The following is a 23,269-nucleotide window of genomic DNA, read 5'->3' on the forward strand; positions in this document are numbered from 1 at the left end:
TGTGGGAGGTACCATGAAAGGTTTCGTTCGATTCATTGCCGCGGCCGCTCTGACGGTCGTCGGCGCCACCGGCGCCCTGGCGCAGGCCAAGGAGTGGAAGGAGGTCCGGATCGGCACCGAAGGCGCCTATCCGCCCTTCAACAACCTGAACGCCAAGAAGGAGCTCGAGGGCTTCGAGATCGATTACGGCAACATGCTCTGCGAGAAGATGAAGGTGAAATGCACCTGGGTCGTGCAGGACTGGGACGGCATCATCCCGGCGCTGCTCGCCAACAAATACGACATCATCATCGCCGGCATGAACGCCACCGACGAACGCAAGAAACGCGTCGACTTCACCTCGACCTACACCAAAACCCCGATCTGGGTGATCGGACCCAAGACCACGACCTCGACCGACGTGTCGCCGGCCGCCCTCAAGGGCAAGTCGATCGGCGTGCAGGGCTCGACCGTGCACTCCAACTTCGTCGAGAAGATCTACAAGGATTCGACCGCGCGTCCCTATCCGACCCAGGAAGAGGCCAACCTCGATCTGCTCAGCGGCCGCCTCGACTACATCATTGCCGACTCGCTCTCGCTCGAGGATTTTCTCAACGCCAAGGGCAAGGATTGCTGCAAGAAGATCGGCGAGATCACGCGCGATCCCGCGATCCATGGCCCCGGCGTCGGCGGCGCGGTCCGCAAGGAAGACACCGCGCTGAAGGCGATGTTCGACAAGGCGATCGCCGAATCGCTCGCCGACGGCTCGCACAAGAAGATCGCCGACAAGTATTTCAAGATCCCGATTATCTGATCGGTTTGGGCTGAGGAGGAGGCTGCGCGGATTGACCGTTCGGCCTTGACCTCAGCCTTCATCCCGAGGAGCAGCCTTCAGGTTGCGTCTCGAAGGATGCTCCAGAGCGTGCTGGATCCATCCTTCGAGACGCCGCTTCGCGGCTCCTCAGGATGAGGGCTCGATAGAACCGCCGCAATTCCAGGAAGCCGATGTTCGACAAGTTCGCTCTGCTCGGCTTTGGCCCCGGCGGCTGGGGTCTTGCCCTGCTTCAGGGCGCCTTCATCACCATCTCGATCGCGCTGGCGACGCTGCCCTTCGGTCTGCTGCTCGGCTTGATCGTTGCGCTCGGCAAGCGCTCGCGGAATGTCGTCCTGCGCTGGTTGGCGACGGTCTACACCACGGTCTTCCGTGGCGTGCCCGAGTTGCTGACGCTCTACATCATCTATTTCGGCATCCAGATCGTGCTGCAGGAGGTCTGGCGGACGCTGGGCCTGCCCGGCAATTTCTCGATGCCGCCTTTCGTCGCGGGCATGGTCGCGCTCGGTGTCGTGCTCTCGGCGTTTTCCAGCGAGGTCTGGGTCGGCGCGCTGAACTCGATCCAGAAGGGCCAGCGCGAGGCTGCCGCCGCGCTGGGGCTGTCGCGCGCCCAGGCCTTTCGCCTGATCGTATTTCCGCAGTTGATCCGCGTCGCGCTGCCGGGTCTCGGCAACAACTGGATGGTGCTGCTGAAGGAGACCTCCCTGGTCTCGGTCATCACCCTGCCCGACATCATGTTCATCACCACGCGCGCCAATGTCACGACCAAGGAGCCGTTTCTGTTCTTCGGCGCGGCGATGGCGCTCTACCTGCTCTTTTCTCTCGTCTCGGCCTGGGGCGTGGCGAGGCTCGAAGCGCGCAGCAATCGCGGCATGGCCGTCTTCGGGGGCGCGACGCGATGAACTGGTGCGAATATCCCGGCTGGCTCGTCGGCAGCGAGGTCTTCCAGAACTATGGCTGCCGCATGGCCACCGGCCTGTGGATCACCTTCGAGATGGTGGCGATCTCGGTTTCCATCGGCTGCGTGCTGGCATGCGGGCTGGCGATCGCGCGGCTTTACGGGCCGAAATGGGCGCAGGTTTCGATCAGCGGCTACACCACCTTCTTTCGCGGCACGCCGCTGCTCTGCCAGCTCTTCCTGGTCTATTACGGGCTTGGTCAGTTCCGGGTCTTCTGGCAGGACATCGGCCTGTGGTGGTTCTTCCGCGAGCCGTTCTATTGCGCGGTCTTCACCTTCACCATCAACACCGCCGCCTATCAGGCCGAGATTTTGCGCGGCGCGATCCAGTCGATTCCGCGAGGCCAGTTCGAGGGCTCGCTCGCGCTGGGTCTCCATCGCTGGGCGACGCTGCGCCACGTCATCATGCCCCAGGCGCTGATCCTGGGCCTGCGCCCGCTCGGCAACGAACTGATCGTGATGATCAAGTCGAGCGCTGTCGCCTCGCTGGTGACGCTCTACGACCTGATGGGCGCAACCAAGCTCGCCTTCTCGCGCTCCTTCGATCTTTCGATCTATCTCTACGCGGCGCTGATCTACCTCGCTCTTGTCGAGGTGATCCGGCGCGTCTGGGATCTCTGGGAAACGCGGCTGACGCGGCACATGGCGCTGCGTTGACGCCACTCTTGCCGATATGGGCAAGCTGCATCGCGCCACCGCATCTTTCCCGCAATGACGGGACGCGCTAAGCCGCTCCGAAGACAAAACGAACGGCTCGGAGCCAAACATGACCAAAGTCGCCTTCATCGGTCTCGGCGTGATGGGTTACCCCATGGCTGGCCACCTCAAAACCAAGGGCCACGAGGTCACGGTTTACAACCGCAACCCGACGAAGGCGCAGGCCTGGGTCTCGCAGCATGCCGGCGTCTCGGCGGCGACCCCCGCCGATGCCGCCAAGGGCCAGGAGATCGTGTTCTGCTGCGTCGGTAATGACGACGATCTGCGCTCGGTGACGCTGGGCGAGACCGGCGCCTTCGCCGGCATGGAAAAGGGCGCGATCTTCGTCGACCACACCACCGCCTCGGCCGGTGTCGCCCGCGAGCTCGATGCTGCGGCGAAGGCCGGCGGCTTCGGCTTCATCGACGCTCCGGTCTCGGGCGGTCAGGCGGGCGCGGAAAACGGCGTACTGACCGTGATGTGCGGCGGCGAGCAGGGCGTCTATGCCCGCGCCGAGCCGGTGATCGCGAGCTTCGCGCGCATGTGCAAGCTGATGGGCCCGGCCGGCTCCGGCCAGCTCACCAAGATGGTCAACCAGATCTGCATCGCCGGTCTCGTCCAGGGCCTGTCGGAGGGCATCCATTTCGCCAAACGCGCCGGCCTCGACGTCGAGACGATGCTGGAGGTGATCTCGAAGGGCGCGGCCGGCTCCTGGCAGATGGAGAACCGCGGCAAGACCATGAATGCCGACAAGTTCGATTTCGGCTTCGCCGTCGACTGGATGCGCAAGGATCTCGGCATCGTGCTGGAGGAGGCCCGCCGCAACGGCGCGCAGCTTCCGGTCACCGCGCTGGTCGACCAGTTCTATGCCGAGGTCCAGAAGATGGGCGGCAAGCGCTGGGACACATCGAGCCTGATCGCGCGGCTGGAAGGCTGAGCGGGACCCTGCCACAGCCCTCGGATGAAGGCTGTGGAGGTAAGGCAAACAACAAAGAGGCCCCGGATCGCTCCGGGGCCTTTTTCGTTCGAGGCTGCAGCCTCAGTTCAGGTTGAGCTTCGGCGGTGCGTTGAGGTCGAGGCCCGGCAGCCCCCCGCCTCCCCCGAGACCCGGAATCTGGATCGAGTCGAACTGCTTGTCGATCGACTTCTGGTCGAGCTGCACGGCGTTCGCTTTGTAGTGCGTCACCATCTTCGGGAAGGAGATCACGAGGCCGACCATGATGCACTGGATCACCACGAACGGCACAGCGCCCCAATAGATCTGCGCGGTGGTGACCGGTTCCATCATCGTCCCCGTGACCTTGTCGCGATAGCGGTCCTTGGGCGCGACCGAGCGCAGGAAGAAGAGCGCGAAGCCGAAGGGCGGATGCATGAACGAGGTCTGCATGTTGACGCCGAGAATGACGCCGAACCAAATCAGGTCGATGCCGAGCTTGTCCGCCGCAGGCCCCAGCAGCGGCACGATGATGAAGGCGAGCTCGAAGAAGTCGAGGAAGAACGCCAGGAAGAAGACCATGATGTTGACGACGATCAGGAAGCCCGTCGCGCCGCCCGGCAGCCCGACCAGCAGATGCTCGACCCAGACATGGCCGTTGACGCCGTAGAAGGTCAGCGAGAACACGCGCGCGCCGACCAGAATGAACAGCACGAAGGCCGAGAGCTTGGCAGTCGATTCCGTGGCCTGCTTGAGCAGGTCGAAGGTCATGCGCTTCTTGCCGTAGGCGAGCAGGATCGCGCCGGCGGCACCCATCGCGCCGCCTTCGGTCGGGGTCGCCAGACCGATGAAGATCGTGCCGAGCACAAGAAAGATCAGCGCCAGCGGCGGCACCATCACGAAGATGACCTGCTCGGCCATACGCGAGAGCAGGTTGAGCTTCAGGTACTTGTTGACGAGCGCCATCACGAAGGATGCGCCGACCGCGATCGACATCGTCAGCACGACAAAGTCGGCGCCGGCCTTCACCGTCGTGAACAGCTTCATATAGGCGTAGGCGATGGCGAAGGAGATGATGGTGATGACCAGCAGCGAGAGCCGGCGCGTCTGCCCATCGGCGTCGCGCAGCGTCTGCGCTTCGGGCGGCAGGCCGGGTGCGCGCGCCGGATAGACGATCGTGACCAGGAAGATGTAGCCGGCATACATCGACGCCAGCACGAGGCCGGGAATGAAGGCGCCCTCATACATGTCACCGACCGAGCGGCCGAGCTGGTCGGCGAGCACGATCAGCACGAGCGATGGCGGAATGATCTGCGCCAGTGTGCCCGAAGCCGCGATCACGCCCGCGGCGAGCCGCCGGTCATAGCCGTAGCGCAGCATGATCGGCAGCGAGATCAGGCCCATGGAAATGACCGAGGCCGCGACCACGCCGGTCGTCGCCGCCAGCAGCGCGCCGACGAAGACGACGGCATAGGCGAGGCCGCCGCGCACCGGTCCAAACAGTTGGCCGATGGTGTCGAGCAGGTCCTCGGCCATGCCGGAACGCTCGAGGATCAGGCCCATGAAGGTGAAGAACGGGATCGCGAGCAACACGTCGTTGTTCATCGTGCCGTAGATGCGCTCGGGCAGCGCCTGCAGGAAGTTCTCCTGGAACAGGCCGAGCTCGATGCCGACGATGGCGAAGAGCAGGCCGTTTGCCGCAAGCGCGAAAGCGACCGGGTAGCCCAGGAGCAGGAACAGCACGAGAGCTGCAAACATCACCGGCGCCATGTTGACGCGCAGGAAGTCGCCGAGACCGGCGGCATGCGCCTCGCCGGTGTGCAGGGTGAAGAAGGCTGTCACGGTCAGCGCGAGCAGCAGGCCGGCGACGCGCGAAAGGCGGGATGCGGTCATGGGGTATGTCCGGGCGAGTGCGGAAATCGGTGAACTACAGAAGCGACGACGTCAGGCGAGACCGTCGGCCCTGGCCTGGTCGAGCAGGCGCTGCGCCTCGGCCTCGGCTGCCGCTGCATGGCCCTTGAGAGTTTCCTCGTCCTCAAGGCGCCCGGTCATGATCGCGATCTGCTTGATGATCTCGGAAATGCCCTGGAACGTCAGCATCACGAAGCCGATGACCACAAGACCTTTGGCCGGCCATTGCGGCAGGCCACCGGCCGAAAGCGACTGTTCGTTGACCGCGAAGGAGCGCGTGAAGAACGGCCAGGAATGGTAGACCATCAACAGGCAGAACGGCATCAGGAACAGCGTGTGACCGACCATGTCGATCCAGCGCTGCGCAGTCTTGGGCAGCGCGCTGTTCACGATATCGATACGGATGTGCTCTTTCACCTGCAGCGTCCAGGAGGCGCACATCAGGAAGACCGCCCCGAACAGCATCCACTGCAGTTCGAGGAACGAGTTGGACGACCAGTTGAAGACTTTGCGGATGATCGCGTTCACCGCCGCAACGATGACTGCGAGGAGGATCAGCCAGGCGATCTTCTTGCCGATCTGGCTATTGATCGCATCGATGACGCGACTGATCTTCAGCATTCCGTCCACGCCAGGCCTCCCTCGGCATCCCTTGATCGGTCGGATGCGCCCCTTGCATAAGGGTCATGTCGCGCTGTTATACGATGCATCATGGCAGCACAAGATTGTGCGGCGCAATCGCTGGGGGATCAGCGATTGCGCGCTGCGCTGCCGAGGCGCAATGAAAGCAGGCCGACCCCCATCATCGCCCACATCATGGCGACGAGCGCTTGCGGCCAGAGCGTCACCAGCCAGCTGACGAGCATCGTGGCCAGCGCGCCGGAGCCGAGCTGGATCGCGCCCATTAGCCCTGCAGCCGAGCCGGCTAGCTCGGGTCGTGCCGAAAGCGCCTCGGCGGTCGAACCGGGAATGGTCAGGCCGTTGCCGAGCGCGTTGAAGGTTAGAGGCAGAAACAGCGCCAGCGGCGTCCAGTTCGGCATCAAAGACAGCGCCAGCGCCACGCTCATCCCGGCAAACGAGATGATCAGGCCGATCCGTATCAGACGCCGCGTGCCGAAGCGGACGGCCAGCCGCGACATCGCGAAGTTGCCGACCATGTAGCCGAATGCGTTCAGCACGAAATAGGCGCCATAGGCGTCGGGCCCGCGTCCCATGGTCTCCACGACGATGAACGGCGCCGCGGCGATGAAGCCGAAGAACGCCGCCGAGGTCATCGACAGCGCGATCACGTTGGAAACGAAGCCGCGATCGCCGATCAGCAGCGGAAAGGCGCGGAAGACGCCCAGCAGCGAGGTGCGCTGGCCACGGTTGGGCGCGGTTTCGGGCAGCCGCGCCAGCGTCATCGCCAGCACGACGATGCCGACGCAGGTCATGAACCAGAAGATCGCGCGCCAGCCCAGCCAGGTCTCGATCTGCCCACCGAGATAGGGCGCCAGCATCGGCGCCACGACCATGACCATGGTGACGGTGGCGATCTGGCTGGCCGCCTGGTCGCGGCTCGCCGTGTCGCGGATGATCGCGCGCGACAGGGCGAAGGCCGCCCCGGCGCCGGCGCCCTCCAGAACGCGGGCCAGCACCAGCATGGCGGTCGAGGTCGAGAACGCGCCCAGACATGAGCCGACCACGAACAGGACGATCCCGAGATTGACGCAGGGCCTGCGGCCAAAACGGTCCGAGAGCGGGCCGATCACCAGTTGCATCAGCGCGACCGCGACGAGGAACAGCGTCAGCGTCAGCTGGATCGTGGCGTAGCTCGCCTGGAAATGCCGGGCGAGCGTCGGCGTCGAGGGCGCGAGAAGGTTGAGCGCGATCGGCTGCAGCGTCGAGATCGCCACGAGGACGACGAGGCCCGGCTTTGCTGGAACGGGGAGTGCGTTCATGTCGAGGCGTCGGTGGTCAGCTTGAGGTTGGAATCGGGCCGCACGCGCTGCCGGTGCATGGTGTAGAGCCCGCTGCCGACGATGAGTGCGATGCCGGCGAAGGCCCAGAAATCGGGTACGTCGCCCCAGATCAGATAGCCCATCAGCGTGGCGAAGAGGATGACCGAGTAGCGGAAGCCGGTGACGACGCCGACATCGGTGTTGCGGTAGGCGCTGATGATGAAGAAGCTGCCGGTGGAGACCAGCACGGCGGCGACCGCGACATAAAGCGTCTCGCGTCGCCAGATCGGCTCCCAGTTCTCGATGACGCCATAGCCGGTGGCGACGATGCCGACGAGAACCGTCGTCGTCACCGAGATCACGGTCGACGGGATTTCCTTGCCGATGCTGCGGGTCAGCAGATCGCGGAAGCCGACGAGGACCGCGCTGAGCAGCGCGATCACGGCGGCCGGGCTGAAGCCCTCGACCGTCGGCCTGACCACCACGAGCACGCCGAGGAAGCCAACGGTGACGGCGGCGCTGCGCCGCCAGCCGACTTTCTCGATGCCCATCAGCACGGCCAGAACGACGATGATCAGCGGCGAGGCCAGCGTGATCGCGGTGATGTTGGCGAGCGGCAGTCGCCCCAGTGCCCAGATGAAGGTCAGCGCCACGCTCGCCTCGATCAGGCCCCGCAGCAGCACGGCGGGACGCAGCGCCATCGTCAATTTGTCGCCCTCGCGGAAGGCGAAGACGAGGACGAGCCCGGCCATCACCGCAAACACGGTGCGCAGCGCGATTGCCTGCCCGGCCGGATAGATCTCGCGCGCGAGCTTCATCAGCCCGTCATTGCAGGTGAACAGGGCCATCGCCGTCAGCATGGCGATGATGCCGCGTCGATTTTCGGCTGCGCTGGCCAAGGCAGGCTTTCGTTGCGCCGTTTGGGCTCAGGCCGCGAAGCGGTCGAGCGAGAACGGCTTGAGGTCGAAGGCCGCTTGGCCGGTTGTCGAAAGGTCGGCCAGGATTTCGCCGATCGCGCTGGCGAATTTGAAGCCGTGCCCGGAGCAGCAGGAGGCAAACAGCGCCTGCGGTACGCCGGGAACCGTGTCGATGATGAAGTCCTCGTCGGGCGTGACGCTGTAGACGCAGCCCTTGACGGTGAGCGGGTCGCCGGCGGCATCGGGGATATAGCGCCGCAGGCATTCGCGGATCAGCGCGACCTGGCGTGGGCTCGGCGTGCGGTCGTCGTCGCGCGGGTCCATCGGCTCGCGGCCGAAATGGGGCCCGCCGAGCTTGAAGCCGGGATGTTCGTAGAGCGGGAAGCCGTAGAAGGCGCCTTCCTCGACGCTCAGAATGAAGACTGGAAAGACGCCCTGCCGAAACAGCTCCGGCCGCCGCGTTGTGAACCAGCCGATCGCCTGCCGCACGGTCGAGACGTTCTTCGCCAAAGCGGGTACCGCGTCCGCGATCCAGCCGCCCGATGTGATGACCAGCCGCCCGGCGGAATAGGTGCCGCGTTCGGTGCGCACGACGACGCCGCCCTCTGCGGTCGGCGTCCAGTCCAGCATCGGTTCGTTGCAGCGGATGTCGGCGCCGCGCGCCTGCGCCAGTCCGACATGGGCGTAGATCGCCTTCTCGGAAGCGACGAAACCGCCATCGGGCTGCCACAGGCCGATATGATCGGCCGGCAGCTGGAAGGCCGGAAAGCGCCGGGCGATCTCCCTGCCATCAAGTTGCTCGTGGACGAGGCCATGCTCGAGGCACGATTGCAGCGAGGATTCGACCGGGCCGAAACCCTCGGGCGCAAGGTCGATCGAGCCGGTGACATGGAGCAACTGCATGCCGGCCTCGTCGCCGGTCTGCTTCCAGAGTTCATGCGCGCGCCGGACGATCGGCACGTAGTGCGAGCCCTCGAAATAGGCCAGCCGGATGATCCGGTTGAGACCGTGCGAGGAGCCCATCGCGTGGCCGAGGTCAAAGCGCTCCAGCCCGAGCACCCTGAGGCCGCGTTTGGCCAACTGCCAGCAGGCGGCCGACCCCATGGCGCCAACGCCTGCGACGATCACATCATAGCTGCTGCTCGTCATGACGTGGGCTCGGCCGGGCATTGAGATGGGGCCAGAGCATTACAGCCCGTCTTGGCAGGGGTCCATGCCCGAAAGCTCAGGCCGGCCCTGCCGCGCACGACGGTACGGCTTTGTTAAGGATGTCGGCGGATAGTTCGGACTCACCTCGTTTTCCCGGGATTGGCTGATGTTCGGCAGAGTTCGGCGCTTGTTTGGCAGTCGGACCTCCGTAGCAGCCGTGGCTGCGGCCGTGGTGGACGACGCAGCCCCGATGCGCGCGGTCAAAGTCGCGCCGGCAACCGATGCCGGCGACGGCGCGCTGCGTGAGGCGGTCGATACGCTTGAGCAGGATGTCGTCGCCGCGATGCGCCGTCTGACCGGCGGCCTCGACCATGCCGAACAGTTTTCGGCGCGCTCGGAGGCGCGCTCCCGGACGATTCACGAGCGCATCGGCGAGGTCCGCGCCGCGACATTTACGGCCAGCACGAACTCCGCCGCGCTGGCGACGGCCACGCAGCAGGTCTCCGACGCTGCCGAGCAGGTCGGCAGTTCGATGAGCAACGCGCGCGACCGTCTCGACGCCGCCGCGACGCGCGCCGACGAGGCGACGCAGATGATGACGGGCCTCGCGCAGGCGACCATGGAGATCCGCGGTATCGTCGACTCCATCGCCGAGATTGCCCGCCAGACCAATCTCCTCGCGCTGAACGCCACGATCGAGGCTGCCCGCGCCGGCGAGGCCGGGCGCGGCTTCGGCGTGGTGGCCCAGGAGGTCAAGTCGCTGTCGATCGAGGTTCGCGACGCCGTCGATCATATCCGCAGGCGCGTCGACAATCTGACGCAGACCGCGCAGGGCTCGGCGGCCATCGTCAATGACGCCCTGCAGATGGTCCGCGAGGTCAATCCCGTTATCGCCGCGATAGGCAGCGCCTCGCAGGAGCAGGCGGCCGCGGCGGTCGAGTTGTCGCGCAGCGCCGGGGAGACCGCGCGCTTCATCGGCACCGTGCTCGATCGCGTCGAGGAAATCGACAGCGTCGCCCTGTCCGCTGCCGACGAGAGCGCCAACGCCCGTAAGGCCCTCTCCGAGGGCGCACGTCAGGCCGACAGCATGCTGCGGCGCTTTATCCCGACGCTGCGGCACGCCGCCTTCGCCGATCGCCGCCACTATGATCGCTTCCCCGCCGAGCATCGCGCGGAGATCACAGTCCAGGGGTGCAGCTTCGTCAGCCAGACCATCGATATCGGGCTCGGCGGCGCGCTGCTGGGCAATGCCGGTGGCGTACCGTCCACGCGGGGAGCAAAGGGCACGATTGTGATCGCCGATCTGCCGGCGCTCGCCTGCACGCTGGTGGCGGTCAGCGAACTCGGCGTGCACATAGCCTTCGAGCCTGCGGCCATCGCCGGCAACACGGCGCTGCGGGCCATGCTGGCCGAGATCGAACAATCCTACCGCCCGCTCATCGAGCGCGCGCAGGCCTTTGCCGAGGCCGTGTCGGGGCTGATGCTCGCGGCCCTGCGCGAGCGGCGGCTGAGCGAGGCCGACCTCTTCGACATCGACTATCAGCCGCTGCCCGACACCGACCCGCAGCAGTTCGGCAACCGCGCCATGGCGGCGCTCGAAGCGATCCTGCCGCCGTTGCTCGCGCGGACGCTTGCCAGCGACCCGCGTCTCGTCTTTGCTTTGCCGATCGACCGCAACGGCTACATCCCGGTTCATAACGAGGCCTTCGCGCAGCCGCAGCGCTCGGGCGATCGGGTCTGGAACGCGGCTCACAGTCGCAACCGCCGCATCTTCGACGACCGCGCCGGCATCATGGCGGCGCGGTCCGTGCGACCCTTCCTGGTCCAGTCCTATCTGCGCGACATGGGCGGCGGCGTCAGCCATCTCATGCGCGAGGTCGACGCACCGCTGCGGATCAATGGCAGGCACTGGGGCGGCGTCCGCATGGCCTACCGCATGTGAGGCCTCGCTGGGGCTCAAGGCCAGGACTGGGAGCCGCGCGGCAGCCGTCCCTCCGGATCGATCGCCTTGACCTCGGGTCCGCCGGTCTCGTTCCAGCGCCACAATGCGACGCAGGACCCGCCCGGCGACATTACTGATGGGTAGATCACGCCGTCGAACATCGCATCCAGCAGGGTCTTGGCGAGAGCATGCGTCGGCGGCTCGAAGCCCTCATCCATGAGTGCGCGCCAGGTGCAGTTCTGGATGCCTTCGTCGATGCTTAGCGCGCCCCGCACCTCCTGCCGCGTCAGATCGGCCAGCCGCACGCCGCTGACCTCCAGTTGGCAGATCAGCGCCGGGTGCTGAACGAAACCCTGATTGTACTCGGCCCAGGCAGTCGAGAGTTCCCGCGCCGCATAGAGGCAGGGCTGGCCGACGGGGTTCCATCGCCCCCCGTAACGGGCCGCGCCTTCGCCAGACAGCGGCGCATATGACCAGCGGGGAACATAAGCGCGCCAGAGAACGAGATTTGAGGCCGGTTCCGGCTCAGGCATAGACGCCGGCGCGGACGGCTTCCAGGTAATCCAGAACCGTGTCGCTCTTGCCGGCCTGGACCAGATCGAGCGCCGTCTTTCCGCCCCAGCCGGGGATGGGCTGATGCTTGAACCAGATCGCGGCCCGGTCGTCGTCGCCCGCCATCTCGGCAGCCATGGCGATGATGCGCACGAGCGGGCTCAAGGCGCTGTCGACGCGGCGTGCGCCCGATTTGGCGGTCAGCGTCGTTCGCGCCACGCCGATCATGATCGCGAGTTCGGACAGGCTCAATCCCAGCCTTTCCGAGACGCGCCGGGCCGAGAGATAGGGCTGCCCGCTCTCGCGAAACGTCGCGGCCGATAGTTCCAGCATCGCGGCCATGTCATATTTCCTGCAATGTCTGATCAATTCATGATCAATATGCGCCCGATCTGCCGCGCATTCAATCTCCGTCGAATGAGCCTTGGTTGCGTCTCACGTTTCCTGCGAGCCGCTGGCCGGTCAAAGCCGCTCCCACGCAAACGGAATCGCCAGAGCCCGCAAGCCCTGCTGCCAGAGCGTGCTCGCCTGTTCGAGGCGCTGCGGCTCGTAGACGCCCTGGACCTGATGCACCTGCAGGCGCCATGACGCCCCGTCGGCGTCCTGCCAGGTCTTGCCGATCAGGCGGCGCAGCCGCTCGGCATCGCGCGCGCCCGCGCCACTGCCGAAGACGGTGAACTGGCTGGAGTTCTGCAGCATGTCGGAAACCAGCACCAGCGCCCGCTCGCCGGTCGGGACGCGGTTCTCGCGGCGCGCCAGCACGTCGCCGATCGCCTCGACGATCGGCGAGAGATTGCCCTTGGCAGGCTGCGCCAGCACCGCCAGCGCCTCGTCGAGCGGGCGGCCGAACTTTTCGACCCAGCGCAGATAGTCGCGGCGCGGATTGCCGATTATCTCGCTCACCGTGCGTCCCGGATTGCAGAGCGCAATCAGCGGCGGGAAATTCGGTTCGAACACGTCCTTGAAGGCGTAGATCGAGAGCAGGCGCTCGGCCGGCAGGGCGTCGCCGATCTCCTTGACCAACCGTTTCAGCCGCTCCGCCTGCACGCCGCTCCACGGATCGCTCTTGTCGACGAGGATCAGCGTATGGCCGATCGGGCCTGTCTTCAGGCACAGCGTCTCCGACTCGCGCGGCGGGCCGGTCAGCAGCCGGGGCGCGGCGAAGAACCCGGCGAGCGTCAGACCCGCCAGCACGGATGCGACGATGGCCCAGTGCTCGCCTTTCATCGCCCGCGCCCGCCTCAGCGCGGCATGGCGGAGAAATCCGCATGGGCCTGCCGGCGTGAGGCTTGCTCGCGCTCATGGGCCTCGCGCCCGGCCTCGATGGCGCGTGTCTTCAGCCGTTCGATCTCGCCGGCGAGGTCGAGCCCACGCACCAGCGCCAACTGGTCCTTGAGCTTGGCCTCGATCAGCGCGGGCATGTTGGCGAGCTGTCGCTCGACATCGTCGATGAGAGCATGCACGCGCTGATAGTCGGGCAGTTCCGCCGGGTGATCGATCTCGGGCAGGTTGGCCGTTTGCGAGAAATAGGCCGGCGGCAGGTCCGTGCGCACCCTGAGATTGGCTTCGCGATATTGCATCAGCGCTGCGTCCCTCGCCGTCCGCAGTTGCGCAATGCGGGTCAAGTAGACGTCACGCACCTGGTCGGCTGCGGCGCGGGCGAGGTGAAGTCGCGCGCTCTCGCGCTGGCAATCCTCGCGAAAACCGTCGACCTGCGCGCGGATCGCCTCCAGTTCCGGCGTCAACGCCGTGTCGAGCCGGCGGCGCTGAGCCTCGACCTCGTCGCGACGGTCCCGCCAGCGCCGATAGGCGAAGGCCTGGCCGGGATAGCTCCCGAACGCCGCATAGCCCTTGGCGGCGGAGATGAAGGCGATCAGGCCGCCGATGATGACGAGCGCGATCGACTTCAGTTCATGAACGGCAAACAGGCCAGCCAGCATGCGCGGCACGACCTGCTGAGAGGCCCCGTCGGGATTGGCGATCAGCAATTCGCGATAGTGCCCGACCGCGAGATTGAACAGGACGATCAGCACGATCATGCCGGCATAGGCCGGCAGCGCCCAGAACAGATGCGAGGCCTTCGCATGCTGGCAATAGCGCGCCGGCCACAGCCCCATGACGAAGCCGAGCGCGATGTTCAGGGCCGAGATGATGACGGCGGTCGCGGCCCCGCCGACCAGCCCGAAATCGCTGGCATCGGCGAAGAAGCTGCCGTTGAGCAGGCTCTCGATCGCCAGCGGCACCGTCAGGAAGGCCAGCGTGAACTGCCACTTCTCCAGTTTCGGGTCGCTGTCGAGTTTGTTGGTGTAGTTGAAATATTCGTATTCGCGTTTCGCCTTCAGCGCCTCGAAGACCTTCTGCTCGAGGTCTCCGCCATCGCGGGCGAGCAGGGCGCGCATGCCGGATTCGATGCCGCGGATGCGCGCCTCGTAGCGCTCCTCGGTCAGGGTCTCGCGCTTGCCGACGATCTCGGCATGGATGGCGCCAAGCCTAGTCGCCGCCTCCTGCCTGATCCTGCCGAAGATTTCCGTGACGCGAGCGAGCAGCGCGAGTTCGGTCTGGGAGGGCATGGTCGAGAGCGGCGGTGGGCTGTTGCTGACCGCGTCGCGCGCGCCCTGCGCGCCCGCCTGCACCGCTTCGGCGAGGTGATAGGCCGAGATCGGCGGGGCCTGCGTCTCCTGCGCAAGGTCGGTGAAATGCGCGGGATCATCGGCCATGGAGCGGCCTCGCCAGCTGTCGGCGCGCTTCGATCAGATCGGCCCGGAAATCGCGGAAGTCGCGCGCCATCGGATGGCGATAGGTCCGGTCGAACCAGAGCGCGAAGGCAAGGAGAGCCAGCACGGGCAGGAAGAGCGCCGGCAATCCCGCGATCGCAAACCCCCCGGTCACGAAAAGGTCCAGCAGCGCGCCGGCAGCCGCGAGACTGGCGAGCAGCGTCAGAATCGCACCAACCCGGTCGCGACCGGTATCATCAGCCAACTGCAGCAGCGCGCGCAGCATCGCCATGATGCTGGCGGCGCAAAGTTCGGCGACGACGGCAAAAGCCAGAGCCGCCGCGATAGCCGGGCCGATCGGCGATGTCGCCGCCGGCTGCAGCAGCCCAAACAGAATCTGCGCGGAAAGCCAGCCCGCCATCAGGCAGGCCGGCAACTGTGCCGCGAGGATCAGCGCCAGAACCGGAGCCTGCCGCCAGAGGCGCCCGCAAACCAAGGTGAGCCGGGCCAGAAACAGGTTCGGGATCAGGCGAAAAGCGCCGCTGCCGGCCGCTCTGATCCGTGACTGGACACCATTCGCCATGAAACGCCTGCAACCGGAACACAACGAAACGTTAACCCAACCGGGTCGCCCGTCAAGTTGTGTCGCGGTGGCTGCTCGCCAAAATGGACGTATCGCGCGCGCAGGCCAGCCTCAGCCGCCGGTGACGCTCATATGCCGCCCGACCGCAGGCTTGGCGCGGCGGCGGTCGATCACGAAATCATGGCCCTTGGGCTTGCGCGAGATCGCTTCCTCCATCGCGCGGTGGAGCAGGGCGTCGTCGGGCGATGCGCGCAACGGCGCGCGCAGATCGGCGGCGTCCTCCTGACCCAGACACATATAGAGCGTGCCGGTGCAGGTCAGGCGGACGCGGTTGCAGCTTTCGCAGAAATTATGCGTCATCGGCGTGATGAAGCCGACGAGACCGCCGGTCTCCTTGACTCGGACGTAGCGCGCCGGCCCGCCGGTACGGTAGGGATCCTCGACGAGGTTGTATCTGTCCATCAGCCGCGCCCGCACCACCGATAGCGGGAGGAACTGGTCGATCCGGCCGGGCTCGATCTCACCCAGCGGCATCACCTCGATCAGCGTAAGATCCATGCCCAGACCATGCGCCCAGGTCATCAGGCCCTCGATCTCGTCCTCGTTGACGCCCTTGAGCGCGACCGCATTGATCTTGACGCGCAGGCCCGCCTTGCGCGCCGCCTCGATACCGCCAAGCACCTTGTCGAGATCGCCCCAGCGCGTGATCTTGCGAAATTTCTCGGGGTCGAGCGTGTCGAGCGAGACATTGATCCGACGCACGCCGTAATCGGCGAGCTGCTGAGCGTAGCGGTCGAGCAGCGAGCCGTTCGTCGTCAGCGTCAGCTCCTCCAGCGCGCCCGAGGCGAGATGGCGCGAGAGCGTGCCGAACAGGTTCATCACGTCCCGGCGCACCAGCGGCTCGCCGCCGGTCAGGCGCAGCTTGCGCGTGCCGCGAGCGACGAAGGCTGTGGCGAGGCGGTCGATCTCCTCCAGCGTCAGCAGATCGCGCTTGGGCAGGAAGGTCATGTCCTCGGACATGCAATAGACGCAGCGGAAATCGCAGCGATCCGTCACCGAGATCCGCAGATAGGAGATGTCGCGGCCGAAGGGGTCGATCAGCGGCGCACGCGTCAGGGGCTTGATGGTATCGAGAAGCACGCTTTGAGACCGTCACTGAGAAATCGCGAGCTTGCGTCCGGCGGGTCCAGGACAGCGAGCGCATTGCTTTAAGACCGAGACATTGGCATTGCCGCCGTCAAGGTCAAGCGCGGCCATCGTCGCAGAGCCTGCCGGAGTCAACACGACCATGTCATCCTGGCCGATCGAGATCCGCCTCGCCAAGGATCGCCGCACCCTCCATGTCGCCTTCGAGGGCGGTGCGGCCTATGCGCTGCCGGCCGAGCTGTTGCGGGTGGAAAGCCCTTCGGCCGAGGTCCAGGGCCATGGCCCCGCGCAGAAAAAGACCATCCCCGGCAAGCGCGACGTCGAGATCCTCAAGGTCGACCCGGTCGGACACTACGCCGTCAAGCTCACCTTCGACGACATGCACGACACCGGCATTTTCGGCTGGGACTACCTGCGCGACCTCGGCGAGCACGGCGAGGCGAAGATGCAGGCCTATCTGGAAGCTCTGGCGGCGCAGGGCCTGTCGCGCGAGCCCGGCGGCCGGCGTTAGGGCCTCTCTTCTTCAGAATGATCCGATGCCGTCATCCCGGGCGCAGCGAAGCGCAGACCCGGGATCCATTCCGGAACGCTGATCGGCGCGGTTCAGGAATGGATCCCGGATCGGCGCCGCTGCGCGGCTTGTCCGGGATGACCTGTGTCGGGGCGAGCAGAAGGCGAGATAGGCTGACCGGCCGCCCGCGCTATCAATCCACCACGCGCACCGCGCCCCGGGCCGCGCTGGTCGTCGTCGCGGCGTAGGCCCTGAGCGCGGTCGTGACCTTGCGCTTGCGTGGGGCGGCCGGCTTCCAGGCGTCCTTGCCCTTCGCTTCCATAGCGGCACGGCGATGCGCCAGCACCTCGTCCGAAACCTGCAGGGTGATGCTGCGCCCGGGAATGTCGATCTTGATGATGTCGCCGTTTTCGACCAGACCGATCGTGCCGCCCTCGGCGGCTTCCGGCGAGACATGGCCGATCGAGAGGCCCGACGAGCCGCCCGAGAAGCGCCCGTCCGTGATCAAAGCGCAGGCTTTGCCCAGCCCCTTCGATTTCAGGTAGCTCGTCGGATAGAGCATCTCCTGCATGCCCGGCCCGCCGCGCGGCCCCTCATAGCGGATCAGCACGATGTCGCCGGCCTTGACCTTGCGGTTGAGGATGCCGTCGACCGCCGCGTCCTGGCTCTCGAAGATCACGGCGGGGCCTGAGAAGGTCAGGATCGAGGCGTCGACACCCGCCGTCTTCACGATGCAGCCGTCGAGCGCGATGTTGCCCGTCAGCACGGCAAGGCCGCCATCCTGCGAATGCGCGTGCTCCCGCGCGCGGATCACACCGCCTTCGCGGTCGAGATCGAGTTCCTCGAAACGTCGCTCCTGGCTGAAGGCGACCTGGGTGGGCACGCCGCCGGGCGCTGCGCTGTAGAAGGAGCGCACGGCCTCGCTCTGGGTCTGCTTGATGTCCCAGCGGGAAAGCGCCTCGGCCATCGTCGCCGAATGGACCGTTGGCAGCGACGTGTCGATCAGCCCGGCGCGGTCGAGTTCGCCGAGGATCGCCATGATGCCGCCGGCGCGGTGCACGTCCTCCATATGAACGTTGGCGACCGAGGGCGCGACCTTGCACAGCACCGGCACACCACGCGAGAGCCGGTCGATATCGGCCATGGTGAACGGCACCTCGGCCTCATGCGCGGCGGCGAGCAGATGCAGCACGGTGTTGGTCGAGCCGCCCATGGCGATGTCGAGCGTCATCGCGTTCTCGAAGGCCTTGAAGCTCGCGACATTGCGCGGCAGCACGCTCTCATCATCCTGCTCGTAATGCCGGCGCGTGATGTCGACGATCAGGTGCCCGGCCTCAACGAAGAGACGCTTGCGGTCGGCATGCGTCGCCAGCACCGAGCCATTGCCGGGCAGTGCGAGGCCCAGCGCCTCGGTCAGGCAATTCATCGAATTGGCGGTGAACATGCCCGAGCACGAACCGCAGGTCGGGCAGGCCGAGCGTTCGATCACCTCGACCTGCTCGTCGGTGTAGGAACTGTCGGCGGCGGCGACCATCGCATCGACGAGATCGACTTTCTTGAGCACGCCATCGGCGATATATTTGCCGGCCTCCATCGGCCCGCCCGAGACGAAGACGGCCGGAATGTTCAGCCGCATCGCCGCCATCAGCATGCCGGGCGTGATCTTGTCGCAATTGGAGATACAGACCATCGCATCGGCGCAATGGCCGTTGACCATGTATTCGACGCTGTCGGCGATGATTTCGCGTGAGGGCAGGCTGTAGAGCATGCCGTCATGGCCCATGGCGATGCCGTCGTCGATCGCGATGGTATTGAACTCCTTGGCGACGCCGCCGGCCTTCTCGATCTCGCGCGCGACCAACTGGCCAAGATCCTTGAGATGGACATGGCCCGGCACGAACTGGGTGAAGGAGTTCACCACGGCGATGATCGGCTTGCCGAAATCAGAATCCTTCATGCCCGTGGCGCGCCAGAGGCCGCGGGCGCCGGCCATGTTGCGGCCATGGGTGGTGGTGCGGGAGCGATAGGCGGGCATGGGCGTTGTCCTCGGGCTTGTTTTGTCTCCTTCTAACCGCTCCATCGGCCCTGTCATCATCTCCAGCCGCTTGGCGGCGGCGCGGACGACGCAGGGGCTATCGCGGGAGAAGGGCGAGCGCGGTTCGGGCCGCACGCAGAAACAGCGATGACGCAGCCGCGTGGGCTTGAGAGCAATGGTTAGCGGGCTGCTGCGCCACGGGCTTGTCGTACTGTCCCGACGAAGGCCGGTTCGGGCTCCGCGCCCATTTCACCGCCGGCCAGCCAATCGCGCTTCCTCCGGAGATAGTCAGCCATGGCCTGGAGGTCGTTCGCCTTGGCTTCAAGCCTGTCGATCTGGACACTGACGACTTCGATCCTGCGATCGGACGTCATTCGCCCGGCCCGGCGCTCTCCGCCCAATTCCGCGATCTCCTTGAGGGATAGTCCTGCCGCTTGGGACAGACGGATGACATTGGCCGTCCTGACGTCGCCTTCGGTGAAGAGCTGATACGCCCGGCGTCCGCCTTTGGCGCCGACGCCGGGTCGGAGAAGTCCCAGGCGGACGTAAAAACGCACCGTATCGGAGGTCAGTCCGGTTGCCCGCGCGAATTCGGCGATCAGCACAAGAAGTCCTTGACCATGGAGTGTGGTCCACACTTACAGGATATGCATCCGCAGATGCAGCATCGAGCACATGACAAATATGATTTTTCGGATCGGCGGCGATCTGCCGGTGCATCGCATGGGGTTTGGCGCGATGCGCCTGACGGGCCCCGGTGTCTGGGGACCATCGGAGCGCCCTGCGGAGGCGGGGGCCGTCCTTCGTCGCGCCGTCGAACTGGGCATCGATTTTATCGACACGGCCGACGTCTATGGCCCGGGTGACAACGAGAGGCTGATCCGGGACACGCTTGGCCCCTACAAGCCCGGCCTGGTGATCGCCACAAAAGGCGGGATGGTCCGCAGCGGGCCGTCGACGCCGGCCAGTCCCGGCGTGTCCACGGACGGAAGTGCGGCCCATATCCGCCGCGCCGTCGAAGGCAGCCTGCGCGATCTGGGCGTCGAGTGCATCGATCTCTACCAACTGCACCGGATCGATCCGGCGATCCCGATCGAGGACACGATGGCTGTGTTCCTGGCCTTGCGCACCGAGGGAAAGATTCGCCACGTCGGATTGTCGGAAGTCGGAACGGAGCAGATCGAACAGGCGCGATCGGTTGTCGAGGTCGCAACGGTCCAGAACCGCTACAACCTCGTCGACCGCCGGCACAACGACGTCCTGATGTATTGCGAACGGCACGGCATCGGCTTCATTCCGTTCTACCCACTTGGAGCCGGCACGCTGGCCAAGTCGGCAGCGGTGGCGCAGATCGCAACCCGTACGGGCGCAACGCCGGGGCAGATCGCGCTGGCATGGCTGTTGCGGAGATCGCATGCGACGATCTTGATCCCCGGCACCTCGTCCCTGACGCATCTCGAAGAAAACATTGCCGCCCGCGACGTGGTCCTGACGGAGCACGAGATGGCGATCCTCGAGCAGATGGATGCCGCATCTGCAGGATAGGTTAGGGCCGGATCCGCAGCCAGCTCAGGCTGCCTTCGCCCGATGAATGTCTGGTAGGCCGAAGTCGCGGATGTCCGTCCAGGGTCGGAAACGATCTCTCACGTAGGGCTTCTCAAAACAAAAAGGGCCGGCGTTTCCGCCGGCCCTTTGAAATTCTCGATAACGTCGCTCAGCGGGCGACGACGACGCGGGTGCCGACCTTGACGCGCTCGTAGAGGTCGATGACGTCCTCGTTCAGCATGCGGATGCAGCCCGAGGAGACCGCCTGGCCGATCGTCTCCGGCTCGTTGGAGCCATGGATGCGGTAGAGCGACGAGCCCAGATACATGGCGCGCGCGCCCATCGGGTTTTCCGGGCCGCCGGGCATGAAGCGCGGCAGGTCGGGGCGGCGCTTCAGCATCTGCGAAGGCGGGGTCCAGGTCGGCCACTCGGCCTTGCGGGTGATGTTCTGCGAACCGGCCCAGTCGAAGCCGGGGCGGCCGACGCCGACGCCGTAGCGCATGGCCTTGCCATCGGGCATCACCAGATAGAGGCGGCGCTCGCTTGTGTTGATGATGATGGTGCCGGGCTTCTGCTTGCTGTCATAGGAGACGACCTCGCGCGGGATCGCGGTGGCCTGCGCCTTGGCCGGGTCGGCGTTCTGCATCAGCGGCTGGCGCGTCAGCGGGTCGATCTCGTAGGCATGGGCGGACGTCGCGGCGGCGAGCAGACCAAGCCCGGCGAGCATGGCCATACGGAAAGAGCGGTTCATCGGGACCTCGGGCAGACGGCGGGGGGAAAGCGTCGATGAAGTTGGCGAAAATTCGTCAACATCGTCTCAATTTTCTGTCAGAGTCGCGCCGTTTCCGCAATTGCGACGCTATCACATCGGTGCGAGGTGGCAGCTTTCACAAGCCGCGTTGCGCGCCAGCAACATAACGCGAGCCGCCTCAGCTCTTCAGCACGACGCAGGCGCCGCGATTGTCCTGGATGCGGCGGCACAGCGCCGTCGCCTGGGCGCGGTTGGCGGCCGGCAACCTGACCCGATAGAAGGCGCGTGTGCCCCGGCTTCTGAGCCGCGTGCCGATGATCATCGGCGAAAGCTCGCCGATCACCGAACGCTGGCGCGCCGCCGCCCGCTGGAAGGCCGAAAGCGCGCGGCCCTTCGAGAAATTCGCGGCAAGCTGTACGCCCCAGGGCGCAAACGGCGCTTCCGCGATGGCGATCGTGCCGCGACCGGCCCGGATCGCCGCGACCATGACCGCGCAGGATGCGGCGCTGTCCGTCGCCGTCGCCGGCCGGGCAGGGCGGTTTTCGCCGGCATTTGCGGCGCGGGCATCGTCGGCCCAGATCTCGGCGGCCGCGCCGGTGACGGACAGCACATAGTTCTCGGTCTCAAACGGAAGACCGCCGCGCCCCGCGAGCCATGTGGCGACGCGTGTCGGCCCGCCATTATAGGCCGCCGCCGCCAGCCCCCAATTGCCGAAGCGTTGGCGCAGATCGGCCAGCAGATGGGCCGCCTTGGGCACGGCCTGCTCAGGGTCGAACGGGTCGAGCAGGCCGCGCTCGCGCGCCGTGCCGGGCATGAACTGGGCGATGCCCTGCGCGCCGACCGGGCTGGTGACATTCGGCCGGAAACTCGATTCCTGGAAAATCAGCCGCGTCAGGAAGCCGGCCGGCACATTTTGCGCCGCCGCAGCATCGTCGATCATCCGGCAGAGCGCGGCGTCGATGCCAGACGAGGCCGGCTCCTGCGCCAAGCTGGCCTGACCGAACAACAGTCCAAGCAGGATCGCTGCTGCGGCAAGCCCGCCTCGTCGCGCCATGGCGCGCCTATGCCGCACGTTTGGCCGCCACCGCCGTGATCTCGATCGCATAGCCCGGCGAGGCCAGCGCGGCCTGCACGGTCGCGCGCGCCGGCGCATGGCCGGGCGCGACCCAGGCGTCCCAGACGGCATTCATCTCGGCGATCTTGCCGATATCGGTCAGGAAGATCTGGACGCTCATCAGGCGCTCCTTGGCGCTGCCGGCAACCTCCAGCGTTTCCTCCAGCAGCGCCAGCACTTCGCGGGTCTGCTCGGCCAGCGATGCTCCGAGCGTCTTTTCGGCGGTGTGGCCGGCCAGGAAGACGATGCCGTTGAAGGCGGCGGCGTCGCACCAGCGCGCGGTAAGGCCGGTTCGTTCGATGGTCATGGCGGGTCCTGCATGCTGGATTCGGGGCTGGCGGCGGTGGTTGCAGAAGCTGTCGCCTCCGCCACGGGAACGCAACCGCCCGTCTCTGGCCGGCGCGACCCCGCCGCCCTCGACTCCCGCAACGATCCGGCCTTAATGGGAAAAGCGTTCAACGAGGCCGGGATGAGACGTGTTTTTGCCGCCGCGCTGGCCTGCTGCTTCGCGCTTGCTGCCTGCGTTCCAGCCGAAACGCCCGCCGTCCAGATTTCTGCGCCAGTGGCGCTGCCGGCCGCGCCGCCGCTGCCGCCCGAACCGCGCCGAACAGCCGGTTCGCCCATCACCGACGCCCGGTTTGCGCGCGCGATGGACCAGTTCGCCGGCGCCTGCGGCGCGCTCCAGGCCTATGTCATCGGCGCAAAACTGTTCGGATCGGAAAAGCGGCGCGGCCTGATGACCAAGGCAGGGATCGCGCTGGACGCGCTCTGCTCGGACCCGCCGAGGGATATCGAGACGGCCGTCGCCCGCGCGGCGGAGGTTTACGCCGCGATCGGGAGCCCGCGCTTCAGGCGGTGATGTCGATGCGAGGATTTTGGCCGGTGCCGGCTCGCCGAGCCGAAGCCGGTGAGGTGCGAAGGCTGGTGGGCGACACAGGGATCGAACCTGTGACCACTCCCGTGTGAAGGGAGTGCTCTACCGCTGAGCTAGTCGCCCGCACCGGCGCTTCTCCTAGTCGGATGCCCCGGCTGCGTCAAGAATGCGCATGGCGTCGAAAGG

Annotated in this window: 23 protein-coding genes, 1 tRNA gene and 1 pseudogene; 8 read left to right on the forward strand and 17 right to left on the reverse strand. The window is 66.2% G+C overall.

From position 1 onward, the window contains the following. The first annotated feature begins 13 nt into the window (after nucleotides 1-13). From AC1DZY_RS00310 to AC1DZY_RS00325, 4 genes and pseudogenes are all read left to right on the forward strand, one after another. Complete coding sequence (locus tag AC1DZY_RS00310) at nucleotides 14-793, forward strand: transporter substrate-binding domain-containing protein (protein WP_476818059.1); 780 nt, start codon at nucleotides 14-16, stop codon at nucleotides 791-793. A gap of 191 nt (nucleotides 794-984) precedes the next feature. Next, entirely contained in the window at nucleotides 985-1,713 is a 729-nt protein-coding gene (locus tag AC1DZY_RS00315; RefSeq protein ID WP_476818060.1) for an ABC transporter permease, read from the forward strand. Then, nucleotides 1,710-2,426, forward strand: a complete 717-nt coding sequence (locus AC1DZY_RS00320; RefSeq protein WP_476818061.1) for an ABC transporter permease — start codon at nucleotides 1,710-1,712, stop codon at nucleotides 2,424-2,426. The genes AC1DZY_RS00315 and AC1DZY_RS00320 overlap by 4 nt, the downstream gene beginning before the upstream one ends. An 88-nt stretch (nucleotides 2,427-2,514) precedes the next feature. After that, nucleotides 2,515-3,402 (forward strand): annotated as a pseudogene (locus AC1DZY_RS00325) (NAD(P)-dependent oxidoreductase); the annotation flags it as partial. Nucleotides 3,403-3,504: 102 nt separating this feature from the next. Here the strand turns inward: AC1DZY_RS00325 and AC1DZY_RS00330 are convergent. From AC1DZY_RS00330 to solA, 5 genes are all read right to left on the reverse strand, one after another. Beyond that, nucleotides 3,505-5,169 carry a TRAP transporter large permease gene (locus AC1DZY_RS00330; RefSeq protein WP_476818772.1) on the reverse strand — a complete coding sequence of 555 codons (1,665 nt, stop codon included), beginning with the start codon at nucleotides 5,167-5,169 and terminating at the stop codon, nucleotides 3,505-3,507. 174 nt (nucleotides 5,170-5,343) lie between these two features. Then, on the reverse strand, nucleotides 5,344-5,940 hold the full coding sequence (locus AC1DZY_RS00335; RefSeq protein ID WP_476818062.1) for a TRAP transporter small permease subunit: 597 nt from the start codon (nucleotides 5,938-5,940) through the stop codon (nucleotides 5,344-5,346). Nucleotides 5,941-6,059: 119 nt separating this feature from the next. Then, nucleotides 6,060-7,250 (reverse strand): multidrug effflux MFS transporter, encoded by a 1,191-nt coding sequence (locus AC1DZY_RS00340; protein WP_476818063.1) that lies wholly within the window; start codon nucleotides 7,248-7,250, stop codon nucleotides 6,060-6,062. Beyond that, the gene (locus tag AC1DZY_RS00345; RefSeq protein ID WP_476818064.1) at nucleotides 7,247-8,149 is read right to left on the reverse strand and encodes a DMT family transporter; all 903 of its coding nucleotides are present in this window, start codon (nucleotides 8,147-8,149) and stop codon (nucleotides 7,247-7,249) included. The genes AC1DZY_RS00340 and AC1DZY_RS00345 overlap by 4 nt, the downstream gene beginning before the upstream one ends. Before the next feature lie 27 nt (nucleotides 8,150-8,176). Then, nucleotides 8,177-9,316: an N-methyl-L-tryptophan oxidase gene (gene solA, locus AC1DZY_RS00350; RefSeq protein ID WP_476818065.1), complete on the reverse strand. Its 1,140-nt coding sequence runs from the start codon at nucleotides 9,314-9,316 to the stop codon at nucleotides 8,177-8,179. Between the two features lie 250 nt (nucleotides 9,317-9,566). On the opposite strand from solA, the gene AC1DZY_RS00355 reads away from it, so the two are divergent. After that, nucleotides 9,567-11,258, forward strand: coding sequence for a methyl-accepting chemotaxis protein (locus AC1DZY_RS00355; protein WP_476818066.1), 1,692 nt, complete (start codon nucleotides 9,567-9,569; stop codon nucleotides 11,256-11,258). A gap of 14 nt (nucleotides 11,259-11,272) precedes the next feature. Here AC1DZY_RS00355 and AC1DZY_RS00360 read toward each other — a convergent pair whose 3' ends face one another. From AC1DZY_RS00360 to moaA, 6 genes are all read right to left on the reverse strand, one after another. Next, nucleotides 11,273-11,791, reverse strand: a complete 519-nt coding sequence (locus AC1DZY_RS00360; protein WP_476818067.1) for an RES family NAD+ phosphorylase — start codon at nucleotides 11,789-11,791, stop codon at nucleotides 11,273-11,275. Next, complete coding sequence (locus AC1DZY_RS00365; protein WP_476818068.1) at nucleotides 11,784-12,152, reverse strand: antitoxin Xre/MbcA/ParS toxin-binding domain-containing protein; 369 nt, start codon at nucleotides 12,150-12,152, stop codon at nucleotides 11,784-11,786. The genes AC1DZY_RS00360 and AC1DZY_RS00365 overlap by 8 nt, the downstream gene beginning before the upstream one ends. Before the next feature lie 120 nt (nucleotides 12,153-12,272). Then, nucleotides 12,273-13,037, reverse strand: coding sequence for a hypothetical protein (locus AC1DZY_RS00370; RefSeq protein ID WP_476818069.1), 765 nt, complete (start codon nucleotides 13,035-13,037; stop codon nucleotides 12,273-12,275). 14 nt (nucleotides 13,038-13,051) lie between these two features. Beyond that, nucleotides 13,052-14,527 carry a hypothetical protein gene (locus tag AC1DZY_RS00375; protein ID WP_476818070.1) on the reverse strand — a complete coding sequence of 492 codons (1,476 nt, stop codon included), beginning with the start codon at nucleotides 14,525-14,527 and terminating at the stop codon, nucleotides 13,052-13,054. After that, nucleotides 14,517-15,107 carry a hypothetical protein gene (locus AC1DZY_RS00380; RefSeq protein ID WP_476818071.1) on the reverse strand — a complete coding sequence of 197 codons (591 nt, stop codon included), beginning with the start codon at nucleotides 15,105-15,107 and terminating at the stop codon, nucleotides 14,517-14,519. Before AC1DZY_RS00380 ends, AC1DZY_RS00375 begins: the two co-directional genes overlap by 11 nt. Before the next feature lie 111 nt (nucleotides 15,108-15,218). Further along, nucleotides 15,219-16,247: a GTP 3',8-cyclase MoaA gene (gene moaA / locus AC1DZY_RS00385; RefSeq protein WP_476818072.1), complete on the reverse strand. Its 1,029-nt coding sequence runs from the start codon at nucleotides 16,245-16,247 to the stop codon at nucleotides 15,219-15,221. A 148-nt stretch (nucleotides 16,248-16,395) separates the two neighbouring features. On the opposite strand from moaA, the gene AC1DZY_RS00390 reads away from it, so the two are divergent. After that, entirely contained in the window at nucleotides 16,396-16,764 is a 369-nt protein-coding gene (locus AC1DZY_RS00390) for a gamma-butyrobetaine hydroxylase family protein (protein WP_476818073.1), read from the forward strand. A 193-nt stretch (nucleotides 16,765-16,957) separates the two neighbouring features. On the opposite strand, the gene ilvD is transcribed toward AC1DZY_RS00390, so the two are convergent. After that, nucleotides 16,958-18,799, reverse strand: a complete 1,842-nt coding sequence (gene ilvD, locus AC1DZY_RS00395; RefSeq protein WP_476818074.1) for a dihydroxy-acid dehydratase — start codon at nucleotides 18,797-18,799, stop codon at nucleotides 16,958-16,960. A 179-nt stretch (nucleotides 18,800-18,978) separates the two neighbouring features. Beyond that, entirely contained in the window at nucleotides 18,979-19,404 is a 426-nt protein-coding gene (locus tag AC1DZY_RS00400; protein ID WP_476818075.1) for a MerR family transcriptional regulator, read from the reverse strand. Nucleotides 19,405-19,426: 22 nt separating this feature from the next. Between AC1DZY_RS00400 and AC1DZY_RS00405 the strand changes: the two genes are divergently transcribed. Further along, nucleotides 19,427-20,344 carry an aldo/keto reductase gene (locus tag AC1DZY_RS00405; protein ID WP_476818076.1) on the forward strand — a complete coding sequence of 306 codons (918 nt, stop codon included), beginning with the start codon at nucleotides 19,427-19,429 and terminating at the stop codon, nucleotides 20,342-20,344. A 169-nt stretch (nucleotides 20,345-20,513) separates the two neighbouring features. Here AC1DZY_RS00405 and AC1DZY_RS00410 read toward each other — a convergent pair whose 3' ends face one another. The 3 genes from AC1DZY_RS00410 to AC1DZY_RS00420 all read right to left on the reverse strand — a co-directional run bounded on the left by AC1DZY_RS00410 (nucleotide 20,514) and on the right by AC1DZY_RS00420 (nucleotide 22,516). After that, on the reverse strand, nucleotides 20,514-21,095 hold the full coding sequence (locus AC1DZY_RS00410; RefSeq protein WP_476818077.1) for a L,D-transpeptidase: 582 nt from the start codon (nucleotides 21,093-21,095) through the stop codon (nucleotides 20,514-20,516). 178 nt (nucleotides 21,096-21,273) lie between these two features. After that, the gene (locus AC1DZY_RS00415) at nucleotides 21,274-22,149 is read right to left on the reverse strand and encodes a transglycosylase SLT domain-containing protein (RefSeq protein ID WP_476818078.1); all 876 of its coding nucleotides are present in this window, start codon (nucleotides 22,147-22,149) and stop codon (nucleotides 21,274-21,276) included. 7 nt (nucleotides 22,150-22,156) lie between these two features. Next, the gene (locus AC1DZY_RS00420) at nucleotides 22,157-22,516 is read right to left on the reverse strand and encodes a RidA family protein (protein WP_476818079.1); all 360 of its coding nucleotides are present in this window, start codon (nucleotides 22,514-22,516) and stop codon (nucleotides 22,157-22,159) included. Nucleotides 22,517-22,528: 12 nt separating this feature from the next. Between AC1DZY_RS00420 and AC1DZY_RS00425 the strand changes: the two genes are divergently transcribed. Beyond that, nucleotides 22,529-23,068, forward strand: a complete 540-nt coding sequence (locus tag AC1DZY_RS00425; protein WP_476818080.1) for a hypothetical protein — start codon at nucleotides 22,529-22,531, stop codon at nucleotides 23,066-23,068. 63 nt (nucleotides 23,069-23,131) lie between these two features. Here AC1DZY_RS00425 and AC1DZY_RS00430 read toward each other — a convergent pair. After that, a tRNA-Val gene (locus tag AC1DZY_RS00430) sits at nucleotides 23,132-23,206 on the reverse strand. Nucleotides 23,207-23,269 lie beyond the last annotated feature (63 nt).

The sequence above is a fragment of the Allobosea sp. P2_A10 genome, from assembly GCF_056405115.1.

Bases quoted from the DNA above. Each gene is read 5' to 3' on its own strand.
- AC1DZY_RS00310 (WP_476818059.1), top strand. From the start codon at position 14: ATGAAAGGTTTCGTTCGATTCATTGCCGCGGCCGCTCTGACGGTCGTC.
- AC1DZY_RS00315 (WP_476818060.1), top strand. From the start codon at position 985: ATGTTCGACAAGTTCGCTCTGCTCGGCTTTGGCCCCGGCGGCTGGGGT.
- AC1DZY_RS00320 (WP_476818061.1), top strand. From the start codon at position 1,710: ATGAACTGGTGCGAATATCCCGGCTGGCTCGTCGGCAGCGAGGTCTTC.
- AC1DZY_RS00330 (WP_476818772.1), bottom strand. From the start codon at position 5,169: ATGGCGCCGGTGATGTTTGCAGCTCTCGTGCTGTTCCTGCTCCTGGGC.
- AC1DZY_RS00340 (WP_476818063.1), bottom strand. From the start codon at position 7,250: ATGAACGCACTCCCCGTTCCAGCAAAGCCGGGCCTCGTCGTCCTCGTG.
- solA (WP_476818065.1), bottom strand. From the start codon at position 9,316: ATGACGAGCAGCAGCTATGATGTGATCGTCGCAGGCGTTGGCGCCATG.
- AC1DZY_RS00355 (WP_476818066.1), top strand. From the start codon at position 9,567: ATGCGCGCGGTCAAAGTCGCGCCGGCAACCGATGCCGGCGACGGCGCG.
- AC1DZY_RS00360 (WP_476818067.1), bottom strand. From the start codon at position 11,791: ATGCCTGAGCCGGAACCGGCCTCAAATCTCGTTCTCTGGCGCGCTTAT.
- AC1DZY_RS00365 (WP_476818068.1), bottom strand. From the start codon at position 12,152: ATGGCCGCGATGCTGGAACTATCGGCCGCGACGTTTCGCGAGAGCGGG.
- AC1DZY_RS00370 (WP_476818069.1), bottom strand. From the start codon at position 13,037: ATGAAAGGCGAGCACTGGGCCATCGTCGCATCCGTGCTGGCGGGTCTG.
- AC1DZY_RS00375 (WP_476818070.1), bottom strand. From the start codon at position 14,527: ATGGCCGATGATCCCGCGCATTTCACCGACCTTGCGCAGGAGACGCAG.
- AC1DZY_RS00380 (WP_476818071.1), bottom strand. From the start codon at position 15,107: ATGGCGAATGGTGTCCAGTCACGGATCAGAGCGGCCGGCAGCGGCGCT.
- AC1DZY_RS00390 (WP_476818073.1), top strand. From the start codon at position 16,396: ATGTCATCCTGGCCGATCGAGATCCGCCTCGCCAAGGATCGCCGCACC.
- ilvD (WP_476818074.1), bottom strand. From the start codon at position 18,799: ATGCCCGCCTATCGCTCCCGCACCACCACCCATGGCCGCAACATGGCC.
- AC1DZY_RS00410 (WP_476818077.1), bottom strand. From the start codon at position 21,095: ATGAACCGCTCTTTCCGTATGGCCATGCTCGCCGGGCTTGGTCTGCTC.
- AC1DZY_RS00415 (WP_476818078.1), bottom strand. From the start codon at position 22,149: ATGGCGCGACGAGGCGGGCTTGCCGCAGCAGCGATCCTGCTTGGACTG.
- AC1DZY_RS00420 (WP_476818079.1), bottom strand. From the start codon at position 22,516: ATGACCATCGAACGAACCGGCCTTACCGCGCGCTGGTGCGACGCCGCC.
- AC1DZY_RS00425 (WP_476818080.1), top strand. From the start codon at position 22,529: ATGCTGGATTCGGGGCTGGCGGCGGTGGTTGCAGAAGCTGTCGCCTCC.